At 39.2% G+C, this 14,520-nt stretch carries 13 protein-coding genes; 11 read left to right on the top strand and 2 right to left on the bottom strand.

Features of this window, described 5'->3' with window-relative positions:
* Both EHQ49_RS14670 and EHQ49_RS14665 read left to right on the top strand, forming a co-directional pair.
* Positions 1-378 (top strand): FKBP-type peptidyl-prolyl cis-trans isomerase, encoded by a 378-nt coding sequence (locus tag EHQ49_RS14670; RefSeq protein ID WP_135580400.1) that lies wholly within the window; start codon positions 1-3, stop codon positions 376-378.
* Entirely contained in the window at positions 378-1,379 is a 1,002-nt protein-coding gene (locus EHQ49_RS14665) for a PLP-dependent cysteine synthase family protein (RefSeq protein WP_135580399.1), read from the top strand. The genes EHQ49_RS14670 and EHQ49_RS14665 overlap by 1 nt, the downstream gene beginning before the upstream one ends.
* Here the strand turns inward: EHQ49_RS14665 and EHQ49_RS14660 are convergent.
* Entirely contained in the window at positions 1,376-3,082 is a 1,707-nt protein-coding gene (locus EHQ49_RS14660) for a patatin-like phospholipase family protein (RefSeq protein ID WP_135580398.1), read from the bottom strand. The two genes, EHQ49_RS14665 and EHQ49_RS14660, sit on opposite strands and share 4 nt — an antisense overlap.
* 129 nt (positions 3,083-3,211) lie before the next feature.
* On the opposite strand from EHQ49_RS14660, the gene recN reads away from it, so the two are divergent.
* The 8 genes from recN (at position 3,212) to EHQ49_RS14620 (ending at position 13,586) form a co-directional block, all read left to right on the top strand.
* Positions 3,212-4,921, top strand: a complete 1,710-nt coding sequence (gene recN, locus EHQ49_RS14655) for a DNA repair protein RecN (RefSeq protein ID WP_135580397.1) — start codon at positions 3,212-3,214, stop codon at positions 4,919-4,921.
* A 75-nt stretch (positions 4,922-4,996) separates the two neighbouring features.
* Positions 4,997-5,614, top strand: a complete 618-nt coding sequence (locus EHQ49_RS14650) for a MotA/TolQ/ExbB proton channel family protein (RefSeq protein WP_135580396.1) — start codon at positions 4,997-4,999, stop codon at positions 5,612-5,614.
* A 6-nt stretch (positions 5,615-5,620) separates the two neighbouring features.
* A complete protein-coding gene (locus EHQ49_RS14645) occupies positions 5,621-6,052 on the top strand; it encodes an ExbD/TolR family protein (protein WP_135580395.1) in 432 nt (143 codons plus the stop codon).
* 4 nt (positions 6,053-6,056) lie between these two features.
* The gene (locus tag EHQ49_RS14640) at positions 6,057-8,933 is read left to right on the top strand and encodes a BamA/OMP85 family outer membrane protein (RefSeq protein WP_135580394.1); all 2,877 of its coding nucleotides are present in this window, start codon (positions 6,057-6,059) and stop codon (positions 8,931-8,933) included.
* Positions 8,934-11,117: an ATP-dependent helicase gene (locus tag EHQ49_RS14635; protein ID WP_135580393.1), complete on the top strand. Its 2,184-nt coding sequence runs from the start codon at positions 8,934-8,936 to the stop codon at positions 11,115-11,117.
* An 18-nt stretch (positions 11,118-11,135) separates the two neighbouring features.
* Complete coding sequence (locus EHQ49_RS14630; protein ID WP_135580392.1) at positions 11,136-11,564, top strand: LIC11625 family surface-exposed protein; 429 nt, start codon at positions 11,136-11,138, stop codon at positions 11,562-11,564.
* A 19-nt stretch (positions 11,565-11,583) separates the two neighbouring features.
* A complete protein-coding gene (locus EHQ49_RS14625) occupies positions 11,584-12,453 on the top strand; it encodes a 3'(2'),5'-bisphosphate nucleotidase CysQ (RefSeq protein ID WP_135580391.1) in 870 nt (289 codons plus the stop codon).
* Positions 12,447-13,586: a glycosyltransferase family 4 protein gene (locus EHQ49_RS14620; protein ID WP_135580390.1), complete on the top strand. Its 1,140-nt coding sequence runs from the start codon at positions 12,447-12,449 to the stop codon at positions 13,584-13,586. Before EHQ49_RS14625 ends, EHQ49_RS14620 begins: the two co-directional genes overlap by 7 nt.
* Here the strand turns inward: EHQ49_RS14620 and EHQ49_RS14615 are convergent.
* Positions 13,569-13,964 carry a hypothetical protein gene (locus EHQ49_RS14615; RefSeq protein ID WP_244241503.1) on the bottom strand — a complete coding sequence of 132 codons (396 nt, stop codon included), beginning with the start codon at positions 13,962-13,964 and terminating at the stop codon, positions 13,569-13,571. The genes EHQ49_RS14620 and EHQ49_RS14615 overlap by 18 nt on opposite strands.
* 2 nt (positions 13,965-13,966) lie before the next feature.
* On the opposite strand from EHQ49_RS14615, the gene EHQ49_RS14610 reads away from it, so the two are divergent.
* The gene (locus EHQ49_RS14610; RefSeq protein ID WP_135580757.1) at positions 13,967-14,488 is read left to right on the top strand and encodes a TlpA family protein disulfide reductase; all 522 of its coding nucleotides are present in this window, start codon (positions 13,967-13,969) and stop codon (positions 14,486-14,488) included.
* Positions 14,489-14,520 lie beyond the last annotated feature (32 nt).

Raw genomic sequence — 14,520 nt, 5'->3', positions numbered from 1 at the left:
ATGAAACTGTTTTCTCTTTTTGTCGGATTTTTATTCGTAACAACTGGACTTTTCGCTGAAGAACTTCTTATTCAAGACACCAAACAAGGGTTAGGTAGAGAAGCCATTCGTGGAACGACAGTAGTTGTTCATTACACAGGAAAGTTAACCAACGGAAAAGTCTTTGATTCTTCTGTGGATCGTGGGGAACCTTTTAGTTTCCAACTGGGCCAAGGTCAAGTGATCCAAGGTTGGGAACGAGGCATTGTAGGAATGAAAGAAGGTGGAAAAAGGAAACTGACCATCCCTCCGCAATATGGATATGGTGCTCGTGCCATTGGTCCAATTCCGGCGAATTCAACTCTTATCTTTGATGTGGAACTGATTAAAGTAAAATAATGATAGATCCAATTTCCAAAGGCATCGATGACCTTGGCAACAGTCTGTTGCAGGCTCTTAACAATGTACAAGGTATCTTTGGAAAGGAACTTTCCGTTGCCAAACCTATTCAGGATAATATCCTCCAACTCATTGGAAACACTCCCCTCATCCGTTTGAATCGAATTGGATCGGAATATACGGGAGTGCAGTTTTACCTTAAAGCTGAGTTTTTAAATCCGACTGGTTCTGCTAAGGATCGCACAGCACTCGCTATGTATTTGGATGCAGAAAGGAGAGGGAAACTGAAAAAAGGAATGTCTGTTGTCCTCGTGGGTGCTCGTTCTTCCTCAGTTAGTTTTACTTGGATTGGAAAAGTAAAAGGATATCCTGTTTTTTGTCTTGTTCCTCTTCATACGGCTCCCGAACGGATTCAACTATTACGAAGTTACGGGGCCGAAGTTACTGTTAGTAATGAATCTGATTTAGGACGACTTACAGAACTTGCAGAAGACAAAGCCAAAAAAATTGGCGGTTGGATTCCTGATGAAGCCTCCAATCCCGCAAATCCTAATTTCCATTTCAAAACCACGGGGCCTGAGATTTGGAGAGACTTACAAGGAAAAGTGGATGCTGTGATTTCTGCTCCTGGATCGGGTGGGGCCATTACTGGAATTGGGAGGTATTTGAAATCCCAAGACCGCAGAGTCAAAGTCATTATTGCTGGAAAACAAAACTCGCCATTTATGGAATATGGAAAAACTGACAATCCCAAAGAAAGGGAAAGGATCCAACTTCCGGCAGTTTATGATCCCAAATTGATTGATCATTATTTCCATGTCACTCAAGATGACGCCTTACACTTGCAAGCCGATCTTTATGAAAAGGAAGGAATTTTTGCAGGACTTACTACAGGAACAGTGATTACTGGCGCCCTCCGATTTTCAGAATCCATCCCAGAGTCGGAAAGAAACGAAAGAAACCCAATCAACATTGTTATCCTTTCGCCTGATAGAGATTAAGATTTTTCGCTAAACAATTGTTTGATTTCCTCTAGGGAACTTTTGACAACGGTTTCCCCTAGTTGGATGAATTCAGCACTCCGCCAAAATTCAAACCAATTGGAATTTGGCAGAATCGGATTTAAATATACATCCGCTTCTTGAGCACTGTACTTTCCAATTCGGTATTGGAGGGAATACAGGCTGTTCACAATGATATCCAAAACATTCAAATTCAAAAGTTTATTTGTTTTCATCTCATCTTTGGAGCTGGGCATAGAATTGACGGCAATGATTTTCCCAACTCCTTCATGGGTGAGAGCAGAAACCGGGAGAGGGTTTACAATTCCGCCGTCCACATAGGTTTTTCCATTCTCTTGGGGTTGGGGAACAAAAACTCCTGGAATCGAAATACTCGACATCACCGCATCCAATACCTTTCCTTCCGAAAGAACAATTTCTTGTCTCGTTGTGATATCACAACTAATGAGTCTCAGTTTGATCGGAAGGTCTTCAAAATACAAGTCTCCTAAATACTTTTCAAGAAGGGAACGTACATGTTTTCCATGTAAAAGTCCTTGGCCAGGGAATGATAAGTCCACAAGTTTGAACATTTTGAAGATACTGTCGATTTCCGCAAGGAGTGGTAATATTCCTTTGTAACCGAGTCCACTGGCCCAAAATGCTCCGATGACTGCGCCGATACTAGTGCCTGCGATCATATCAGGAACCAGTCCTTCTTCTTCCATGACTTTCATGATTCCCACTTGGGCAAGACCGAGGGCTGCTCCTCCACCAAGGGCCACCCCGATTTGAACTCCTGAAAGTTCTCTTGCCTTTCGTCTGATATGGATTTCCCATTTCCCATGTTCGATTAAATCTCTGATATTGGTTTCATGGTAGAGAATTTCATTTTCTTTGGATTCACTAGTAATCGAATCACAAAGGTTGATTTTTTTATCAGGAGAAAGGTAGTTTTCTATATGGTCGGATTCGTCAATTAACAGACGTTTGAGTTCTTCGTCAGTGTCAGGAAAAACTTCCAAAAAAATAAAGGAATGGCTTGCGTAGTGTTTGCCTAGAGTTTCTTTGATTCGGTCTGAGTCTTTGAACTTATATGACTTAAGATAAGGGCTTTCTGATTGTCCATTTTGTGCAAAGTGGAGGACAATGGATTTTTTTCCCGATTCCTCTTCTATGGAAGAAACTAGATCCTTTGCCAAATGGTCGCTTGCCACAGGGTCGGAATGTACAAGACAAACCACAGAATTACGAAAGTATTCTCTTCCACCAATGAGTTCTCCTCGGAGAGATTTGGTGAGCATCTTGGAAAAGGTAATTGAAAGATAAGGAATTTTTTGGATTAATTTTTGGAATCCAGATTGAGAGAGAACAAGAAATCTTGATTCAGTAACAGTAACGGCTGTATGGCTATGTTTTTCTCCTGTGAGCAGAGATTGAATTCCAAAATACTCACCTTTTTTGAGGTATTGTACTTCTTCTTCCCTTTTCCCTTCTCCTTTTTTGGGGAGAAACAATTTGATTCCGCCAGAAAGAATTAAAAATAAACTTCGATCAGAGTCTCCCGCAGTAAAGAGTGTTTCTTCTCTTTCTGATTCCACGATATGAACGGATTCGGCAACCCAAACCTTTTCTTTTCGGGATAAACTCCGAAATAAAGGAAGGCTGGAAACAAGGTGAATTTTTCCTTCTAAATCTTTCATAAGGACCTTTTCCACCAGGGTTTCAGAGGGGAAAGAGAGAGAAATTTCGTTTTTTCCTAAAAACTAAAAAATTTCATTGACTACTTGTTTGTTAAGTGGTAATTGTATGTTTAGCAAACAGGAGTCTATATGATTACACATTTGAAAATTAAAGATTTTGCACTCTTTGAATCCCTGGAACTTTCCCTTGCGGATGGTCTCTCTGTCTTTACTGGCGAGTCCGGTGCCGGAAAATCCTTAATTTTCGATGCCCTGGCTTCTTTGTTTGGAGGGCGATGTTCCACGGCCAACATTCGACAAGGAAAGGAGCGGTATTCTTTGCAAGCTGTTCTATCTTTAACCGGACAAAACTTAGCCAAAGACTATTTGATGGAACAAGGCTTTCGTTATACGGGTGATGAGATTATCATCACTAAGGAGCTAATGAAAGATGGAAAAGCGCGGGTGAAAATCGGAGAGAGTTTGGCTTCCACCACCCATCTTCGGGAGCTTGGAAAAACGATGGCGGAAATCCATTCCCAAAACGAACAACTATTCCTACTCGAAAAATCCAACCAGTTGGAATTTTTAGACCGCTATGGCAATTTGGAATCCTTAAAATTCAAATTTAAATCCGCATTACAACAATACCGTCATTGGAAACAAAAACTTTCCGATTTTGAAGAAACGAGACGTACGATGCTCAAACGAAAAGAAATCCTCGAGTATGAAATCGAAGAGATCGAATCCGTTTCACCCAAAGAAGGAGAAGATGAAAGTTTATCTTCAGAAGAATCTCTTTTGGCCAATGGCGAAAAACTAGCGGAGAACTACCGTTTGGTCTTAGAGGAATTGACAGAGAAAGAAAACTCAATTTTGAAAGTATTCCCAACTCTCATCCATGCCATTCAGAAAGTTTCTATTTTGATTCCTGAAAAGAAGGAAATGTTGGAAGAATGGGAAGAAGTTTATGACAGGTTAAAATCGCTGAAATCAATTATCAGAGAAGAAGAAGAGGAATTATTTTTTAGCCCAGAACGTTTGGATATGGTTCAGTCTAGACTCCAGGACATTAAAAAACTAAAGAAAAAATACAATGTCAGTTTAACCGAGATCAACCTTTTGCTCGAAGAGAAAAAATCGGAGCTCGAACGTTGGAACGAACAAGCAGGGGATGAGGATTTTTTACGAATCAAAAAAGACCAATGCTTAACGGAGATGAAAGAACTAGGATTCCAACTTTCGAAATTACGTCGTAATGTGATATCGCAGTTTGAAGAGGATGTTCAAAAAGAGATGGCGGATTTGGGACTTGAGGGAGGAAAACTCCAAGTGGTTCTTCGTTGGGAAGAAAATCCTGAAGGTGAAGTGGAAGAAGGATCGAAGTCTTATTTTCTTTCGGAATCGGGACTCGACCAAATTGAGTTCTATTTTAGCGCCAATCCAGGAGAAAAACCACGTCCACTTCGCAAAGTGGCCTCTGGTGGTGAATTGTCCCGGGTGATGCTTGCACTGAGGAGTGTTCTCGGAAAACAGGCCCCTTCGCCTCAAATGTTGGTTTTGGATGAGGTGGATACAGGTCTTGGTGGGGAGGCTGCGGAGGCGATGGCAACTAAGCTTAAAAAACTAGCAAGAAACTCACAAATTCTCCTAATCACACACACACAACAGGTGGCGGCCGCTGGGGATCATCAAATCAAGATCGAAAAACGCCAGGAAGGTGGTAGGACTGTGTCCTATGCTGCGATTCTTGACTTTGAGGAAAGGAAAAGGGAGCTTGCCCGAATGATTGGTGGTAAACAGTTGACTTCTGCGGTCTTAAAAGCAGCGACAGATCTACTAATGAAAAAAGCAGGTTAGTGTCTTAAAAATAGTATTTGGCGAAAAAGGGAAGACTGAAAACTCTATTCGTAATCCTTCAATGGGGTCCCATTCATGTCTTTTCCTTTCGCTAAATCAGATTCAATCATTTCCTCGGTTCCTCCGCAAACCATTCCCATTTTAATCATCTTTGTATCCATCGTTGGTTTTACCATCATTGTGGAACGACTTGTTTATTACTGGAGATTAAAAGCTATCCCACAAGATCATTTCCGAAGAGTTCGGGAATTGGCTCGTGAACAAAAATGGGATGAGGCAAAAGATATACTCGGCCAAGATGTTCAGTCACCTGCAGCCGTTCTTTTACGTATGGCGTTTGATCTCAAACGTCGTGGAGTCCAGTTTTGGGAAGACGACATCCGCCAAGAAGGTTTTCGCCAAATTTATCTTATGGAACGTTATCTAACTGGTCTTGGAACCATTGCCACAATAGGCCCATTACTTGGTGTTCTTGGAACTGTAATCGGAATTGTTCGTTCCTTTGCAGAGGGTGCGGGAACTCAAGGTGCAGAAGTTGGGATTTCAGAAGCGCTGATTACCACTGCCATGGGGCTTGGAATTGCCATTCCTGCGTATATTTTTTATAATCTTTTTACTCGAATGAAAGAGGAAAGAATTATAGAAATGGAAAACGTGACTGATCTTGTTTTACCTCACTTAAACAAACGATAGATCTAAATGAAATTTCGCAAAACGCAAAAATCATTTAATAATATCGAACTAGCGCCTCTAATCGATGTTATTTCCTTTATAGTGATTTACTTTTTGATGAACGCAACTTTGGAGAAAAACACTGCGTTGAAGGTGGAGTTGCCACGTTCCTCCAGTGTTGCTAAAGAAAAACAAAAAGATGAACTAGTGATCACTGTAGACAAACAAGGAAAAATATATTTAGATCAAAATTCGGAGCCAGTGGCTCTCGAGGGGCTCACTGAAAAAATCAATGGATTCCTTGGCCCAGAAAAAGAAAGAGATCCGAAAAAAAATAAAGTCATTATTCGTGGAGATGGTGGTGCGTCCTACCAAGTTGTGGTTAAGGTAATCGATGCAGTCAATGCTGCCGGTGTTAGTCGCTTTAACCTAGCAATGGTAAAAGGCACATCTAAGTGATTTTTTGAATATTCGAAAAAAAATAAAGTTTTTAAGTCTTTTTGTTTTATCTCTCCTTTTACTGGTTTCGGCAGAGTGGGTTTCTCTTTGGTCGAATCGATCTGTATTCTTAGATAAAGTCATTACTAAAGTTGAATTTAAGGGAAATATAAATACATCTTCTGATGATATCTTAGATTTAATGGACATGCGCCCTGGCATGCAATTGTCTCAAGGTTTACTGAATGCAGACATGCGTGCTTTGTTTGTTTCTGGATTCTTCTATCATATTGATATCCAAGGCGAAGCAGACGGGGATGGTGTTAAAATCCTTGTGGTAGTCAAAGAAAGACCACGAGTGAAAGACATTGATTTTATTGGTGCCGACGAAGTATTCCCTTCTGACTTACGTGATAAAATTCCGCTAAAAGAAAATGAGGTAATCACTCCCAAAAAAGTTACTTTATCGAAGGAAGTGATTTTAAAGAAGTATCGCGACGAAGGTTTTTTCCTAGCTTACGTTCGTTTTGAAACAGAGCCCGTTAACCCGGACACAAACACTGTAAAAGTAAAATTCATTATTGATGAAGGGGAAGAGATCCCTGTCAGTAAAATCAATATCTTTGGGAATAGTGAAATTGATACCTATGATGTCCAAGGAATCATGGATTTAAAAGAAAGCGGAATCATTGAATCGGGAGTCTTTAAAGAATCGGCTTTTGAATCAGACAAACAAAAAATCGCTGCTTATTTAAAATCCAGAGGATATGTCGATGCAGAACTTAGCAACGAAGGAACCAATTGGGAAATTCGTTGGGAAAATCCTCAAAAAAAAGATAAACGAGTTGTTATTGTTAATTTTAAAATCATAGAAGGGGAACAGTATTTTTATAACGGGTATTCGACAAGTCATGATATGACCATTGCTCCCAATGGGATGCCTCAGTTTTTAAATAAGGAAAATAACCCAATCGGAACACCTAAAGAAGAATGGTCTCCCGTTTATCCTGTGAAATATTTAGAGGACCAATTTGAATTTGCTCCGGCTGATGTGGGTGAAGTTTTTGATGAAACCAAATTTCAGAAGGATAGAGCATCCATCAACGAAGCCTATTCTGCAAAAGGATATTTATTTGCGCAAGTGATACCTCGTAGAAAGGTAATCGAGTTGAGTGATGGTTCTCTGTCACGTTATGAGAATTGTGATAAACGAGGAAGTGCTGATGCTACTTCTGATTGTAATGAAGAATACAATCGCCTAAATGTAGCTAAGTTAAGAAAAATTTACGAAGATGAACCTAAACTAAGAGGAAAAAAATTCATTCACGTGGATTTTACCATTCGTGAAAACAACTTAGCTTTTATCGAAAATATTATTATTAAAGGAAATAAAAAAACACAAGACCGTGTGATTCGAAGGGAACTTCTTTTTAAACCGGGAGATCTTTTTAATTCCACTTTAGTAAACCGGTCTCGTGAACGTATCTTTAACTTAGGTTATTTTAAAGAAGTAAACTTTAATATGAGGCCTGGTTCTGACGAAACGAAAATGAACCTCATTATTGAGCTCGTAGAACAACCAACAGGTACTGTTTCTATGGGGGGTGGATACGGAACCATTACCGGGTTTTCCATTTTTACTCAATTAGGTGAAAATAACTTAAATGGATCCGGGCAACAAATCACAGGCCGTGTGGAATTTGGACCAATTCGCCGTTATTTGCAAATATCTTGGACAGAACCTTGGTTTATGGATAAACCTTGGTCACTCACTCTTTCTGCATTTTATTCTTCCCGAACTTTGTTTGTGGGAGCCACATCTATCACAGAAAACAACAACCAAGGGATTAAAGAAGTTGCTTCCTATGAAAGATCTGGGGTGGGTGTGAGTGCGGGTCTTGGTCATAGATTTCTGATCAACTGGACACATTTTCATCGTTACTCACCGTCTTTTTTCGCATCCACTCGTCCGACCTCACTTGTATCTGACCAAGTACTTGCGGAAGTTGATCGCGGTTGGCAATTTCGATCGCAACTTACAAATGGTATCGCTTACGATAGTAGGGATAACGTATTTAATTCGACTCAAGGTTTTAATTTGATTTTCTCTGTGGACAATGTCGGGCAGTTCCTTGGTGGAGAGTCGCATTTCGACCAATTCAGCCCTATTTTGGAATACTACCATACTTGGTTTGATTATACTTTTTTTGGACTCATTCGCAAAAATGCTCTTAGGCGATGGCGAGTGGTGCAACAATTTAGAACTTCATCTGTATTCACATTTGAGAGAACTCCGAAATATAAAAATCAAGATAAAGAACGAATTCCATACATTCAGGTGCAAGACCGTTTGTTTCTTGGAGGGTATGAATCTCTTCGTGGTTGGTTCTTTGATGATAAATATTATCCGGATGAATGGAAAAACGGTGCTTCCAGCCGGGTCTTGTTTACTTCTGAGTTAAGATTTCCGATTGAACCTTCATTACTTTGGTTTGTTGTTTTCTTCGATGCGGGCGCAATGTATGAAGAACTCAATCGAGCAGTCGGAGAAAGGAAAGAATATTTTAAAAACTATGATGCCCTGGTTCGAGCACAAAGATATTCGGAACCAGTGGAAACCTATCTTTATGAAAATTACAACTCGTATGGCCAAAAACTTCCAGAGTCACCTCTTGTTGTAAATGATCCTGGAAACTTAGTTCTTTCCAGTAAAAACTTATCTATGTCAAACTTTCGATTTTCATGGGGTTTTGGTCTCAGGATTCAAATTCCAGTATTACCACTTCGTTTGTATTTTGCACAAAGGATTCGTTATACGGGTGTAGAAGAAAGGCCTTTTGGACTTTATCCAGATAATAATAGTTTTCAGTTTGTTTTTGGTATTGGGGATATGCGATTCTAAGTGGAGTTAGTTGGACTCAATTCCGAACAAAAAAAGGCTGTTGAATCAGTAGACGGCCCTCTACTCATTTTGGCTGGTGCTGGTTCTGGTAAAACTCGAGTGATTACCTACCGCATTGCCAATCTAATCCTAAATCATAAAGTATATCCTAATCAAATTTTAGCAGTCACATTTACCAACAAAGCAGCGGAAGAAATGCGCATCCGATGCCGTAGTTTGTTGCCAGAAGGAAATGGTGAACCATTGGTTCGAACCTTTCACTCTCTTTGTTTGTATTTGTTGCGAAGAGAAGGAAAAGTTTTGGGGATTGGAAATAATTTTACTGTTTATGACAGTGATATGCAAGAGTCCCTCATCAAAGAAATTCTAAAATCCAAAGATATGGACACAAAAGAATTTCGGCCATCAAGTTTAGCCAATACCTTTTCTTCATCAAAAGATTCCTTTATGACAGCTGAAGAATATGCTAAAAAAAAGGCTGACGACTCCTATACAAAGACCATAGCTTCTGTTTTCTTAGAATATGAAAAACGTAAAGACTTACGTAATGCTCTGGATTTTGGTGATTTGATTTTAAAGACGGTTATTTTGTTTCGTGATTTTCCTGTGATTTTGGAAAAATACCAAAGACTTTGGAAATACATCATGGTGGACGAATACCAAGATACAAATAAAATTCAATATCATTTAGTACAGTCTTTGTCTTCTTTTCACAAAAATCTTTGTGTTGTAGGTGACGATGACCAGTCTATTTATTCCTGGCGCGGTGCTGATATTTCGAATATTCTAAACTTCAAAAAGGATTATCCGGAGGCTGTCGTTGTAAAATTGGAAGAGAACTATCGTTCCACGAAAACCATTATTGAAACTGCGGCTGCTCTTATTTCTAATAACAAACAAAGAACCAATAAAACCCTTCGCACTGAAAATCCGATGGGGGATAAAATCAAAGTTACTTCTTATCAAAATGAAATGGAAGAAGCAGAGGGAATTGTTCAAAAAATTCAATCCAGTGCGAGAAGGGGACAAAAGTATTCAAGTTTTGCAGTATTTTATAGAACCAATTCACAATCCCGGTATTTTGAAGAAGCCTTGCGAAAAAGAGCCATTCCTTATAAAATTTTTGGTGGGTTTCGTTTCTTTGATAGGAAAGAGGTTAAAGATTTAATCGCTTACCTTTCAGTTGTTGTGAATCCGGTAGATTCCACATCGCTTTTACGAATTATCAACTCACCACCGCGTGGAATTGGTGACACAACGGTCAGTCGTTTGTTATCTTATTCCGTAAATGAAGGTCTCTCCTTATTTGAATGTTTGGGAAAAGCAGTTCCGGATATTAAAAAAGGCACCTCGCAAAAGTTAGCTTCTTTGTATCGAATGTTTGATTCTGCCATGGAAGATCTTGGAAAAAAAACACCATCTGAAATTGCCTATGAGGTTTTAGAACATTCTGGTTATCGGGAATTTTTGGAAAACGAAGGCACAGAGGATTCTTTCTCAAGACTCTCCAATTTAAATGAATTTGTAAATGCTCTCAAAGAATTTGAAGAAAATAATCCAGAAGCCACTTTGGAAGAATACCTGGGAAATATATCTCTCATAACTAGCGAAGACAATACCAAAGATTTGCCGGACTATGTAATTTTGATGACTGTCCACAATGCGAAAGGATTGGAATTTCAACATGTATTTATGGCAGGAATGGAAGAAGGAACCTTTCCCCATTTTCTATCGATTGATTCACCCGATGGACTTGAAGAAGAACGTAGGCTCGCCTATGTTGCCATAACTCGTGCCCGTAAAAATTTAGAGATTAGTTTTTCTAGATTTACACGTAAGTTTGGTGATGTGGATGCAAGGCTTCCTTCTCAATTTTTGGAAGAACTCCCCAGCGAATTTGTCGAGGGAGAATTTACGGAAAACCGGTATGGAGTGCGTAGACCAGAATTTACTCCAAGGGCAGAAAGGTTCCAAAAATCAGAAGAAAAATTTGAATCGGTACAGGCAAAAGCCGGTGATGGGGATTTTCAGGTCGGAACAAAGGTGCGGCATAAAGTTTACGGAGAAGGACGGATCCTTACTATTTCAGGATCAGGGGATAATCGTAAGGTCGAAGTGCGTTTTGGCTCTCATTTGGATAAAAAATTCTTATTGGCATACACACCATTAGAGATAATTTCATAAACTAGAAGAGGAACGGCGATGAAACGAATTTGGACTTTATGTATTATTGTATTATTTCCGGTAACATTTGTTTACTCGGAGCAAAACTCTGGTTTGGCGGAAGAGTTTACAAAACTAGATGATTATCTTAGAAATCCAAAAATTACTGAAGAACAGAAAAAAAAGAATTTTGAAACCAATCTGGTAAGTTCAGTTCGTAGTACATTATCAAAACGACTCGCCAATCCCAAAAGAGATTTAAAAGACCTAAAATTTCAGGATTTACAAACAGAACGTCCGGAAGGTACCAATACCTTTTTTGTGAAGTATAAGAACTATTATTTTCAATACCAATTTCCTGTAGATCCAGAGACTTACGTGACTTCTCCCTCAGAAGAAATTGTTTTAGAGAAACCGGAAGGTTTAGACCTCGGGTCGAACGCACACAAAGAAGAAAAAAAGAATTAGATTTTCCAATAAGGACGGAATGGAAGAAAACGATTTTAGGGAAGTTTGGCGTTGGGTATTATCTGTTGGGGATTCGATCCTTTCCATTTATAAATCGGACTTTCAGATTCGTGACAAGGGTGGGAACGATCCTGTCACAGAAGCGGATTTGTTTGCCAGTGAGTTTCTTTTTGAAAAAATATCAAATAGATTTCCTTCTCATGGTTTTTTGTCTGAAGAAAAATTAGATACTAACACCCGTTTGGATAAAGAATGGGTTTGGATTTTAGATCCCATTGATGGTACTCGCGAATTTGTTAAAAAAAACGATCAGTTTGCGCTGAGTTTGGGTCTTGTGCGAAATGGGGAAGCCATTTGGGGGGTGATATTTAATCCTGCTACTGGTGAGTTTTTTTCCAAAAATCGAAATACTTTTTTTGCCAAAGTTCATCCTCCTTTTGCTACAGAAGAAAACTTTAGAATCCTACTTGTTGAAAGTGGATCCATATTACACCCGTTAGAGGAATCAAAACCTGTTGCAAAAAAACCCATCCTTCTTGTTTCATTATCTGAAATGAAAGAGGGACTTTTTTCTGATTCCTTTTGGCATGATGACTTTGAGATTCGTTCGATGGGTAGTATTGCCTATAAACTGGGACTTTTATCTGCAGGGTTTATCGACCTCATTGTTTCCTTAAAACCCAAAAATGAATGGGATATCTGTGGGGGTATTGCCCTATTGGATGAAGAAAACTTCACTTGTTTTCCTTTAAAAGACAAAGGGTATCAATTCAACCAAGCACAAACACTTTCCTTTGGTTTGGTAGCAGGTAAAAAAACTGCTGTGCAATATTTAGAATCCAAAATAGACTTCCACCAATTATCACTTAAGGTAAAGGAACGATGGTAAAAACCAAACGGATTGGACTCGATGCCAGACCTTTGTCTACAAGGGTTTCTGGAGTGGGAAGACTGATTGCTGAAACCTTAAAGGCATTTCCGCATAAGGAAGAATACGATTTCTTTTTATTTTCCCATTTACGTATCCATGATGATCATAAAGCTGTTTTAGATTTACCGAATGTCACTTGGGTTGGCGGAGGCGGATTATTTAAATGGAAAGGGGGATTGTATTACAATCTTTTTGTTCCATTTTATTTACTCAAACACCGATTGGATTTGTTTTGGGGATCCCAACAAGTATTACCTCCGTTTTTACCAAGAAGTTTACGAGCTGTTCTTACTTATTGTGATTTGGTTTTGTATTTGTATCCTGAAACCATGCGTTGGATTGCCAAAGTTCAACAGAGATTGTTTCAAAGTTACTCTGTTAGGCGATCGAGTTTTATCCTTTCTATATCCAAACAAACAAGCGACGATATGTGTCATAAATTTGGATATCCCGCGGACCAAACGGGAGTTTCTTATCCGGGTGTAAATTCCATTGAGATGAAAAATCTTTTGGATGCAAAACCTTCTAACCGAGTGAAAGACTTAGGCACTGATTATCTTTTATCTGTATCCACGATTGAACCAAGAAAGAACTATCCATTTTTACTCGAGGTATTTCGTGAGTATCGTAAACTGGATCCCCATCATTATAGACCTTGGGTGATTGTAGGAAAAATAGGTTGGGAATCACCAGAATTTATCGAAGAATTATTACAAGAACGTAGTTTATACAAAGACATCCATATATTGGATTCTGTTTCTGATTCTGAATTACAACATCTCTACAAAAGAGCCGGCCTGTTTGTTTTTGCGAGTAAATATGAAGGATTTGGAATTCCTATGGTTGAGGCTCTCTTTCATGATTTGAACTGTGTGGTTTCCGACATTCCCACCTTCCATGAAATTGGCAAACAAGGAGTGACTTATCTTCCGTATCAAACAAAAGAAGATGCAAAACTTTGGGCTGGGACAATCAAAAAGTTCTATGAGAATCCAACGCCACCTAATGTATCTATTGAAAATTTTACTTGGGAAAACGCAGCAAAAATTACTGAGGATGTATTTCGAAAAGTATTAGAGGAAGGAGAATAGCCCCTTTTTTTTCGTAACAACCCCAGAATATAGAATTTTGGATTTGTCCGACTTGGGAAGGACATGTAGGTGAAAACGATCGTTTGTCATGGCTTGGATTTCACACTCCCAATCTGCACTTTGGGCAACGAGTTTGATTCTGTCACAAAGCACTGGCCCTTCCAGAATCCAAACCAAAGAAAAATCCGATTTTCCCCGTTTGAAATGGGACTTGATTTCTTTTTGGTGCGCCTTCCATATAACAGTTGTTTCGTCTCCCGTTTCATAGGGTTGGACTGTGGAAGGAATCATAGAAATTCCTTTTCCGCTCCAGTTTCCCTTTACATAAGCATTCCATTCGTCTAAATTGGAGAAGTAATTATAAATCAATGAATTCAAATATGATGACCAAGGCTTTTTTCAGCCATACATCCAGATTTTATCTGATCTGTATCCTATCTCTCTTTTTTTGTAAACCGCAAGGGACTGTCAGTGATTTTTATTCGGAACCTCTCCCGAACCTAACTGGTGGAAAAGAAATATTGGAAGATTTTAAGGGAAAGGTGGTTGTCCTCGATTTTTGGGCTACATGGTGTGAACCTTGTGCAAAAGCCGTTCCTACCATTAACCAGTGGAAAGCCTCTGTTTCCGAAAAGGATTTTGTATTTCGTGGGATCAATACAGATACAACGGAACCCATGGAAAAAATCAAAAAAGATATGGAACGATTAAAAATGAACTATCCCACCTTACTGGATAAAGACTGGAAAATGACAGATTTTTATCAAGTAGAGGGAATTCCATGCCTGCTTGTATTTGATCGGTCTGGTAAGATCGTGTACCGTCAGTATGGACTTAGTGAGGCCGAACTTTCAGGTCTAATCATTCGCTCTCATGTATGGGCGGCGTCGGATCTGCCATAATTGTGCAATGCGAAACAACATTTTGATTTTCC

Origin of the sequence: Leptospira perdikensis (assembly GCF_004769575.1) — a bacterium.
Lineage (GTDB): Bacteria > Spirochaetota > Leptospiria > Leptospirales > Leptospiraceae > Leptospira_A > Leptospira_A perdikensis.
Note: the sequence above shows the minus strand (reverse complement) of the source record. Positions and strands in the feature narration are given on the sequence as shown.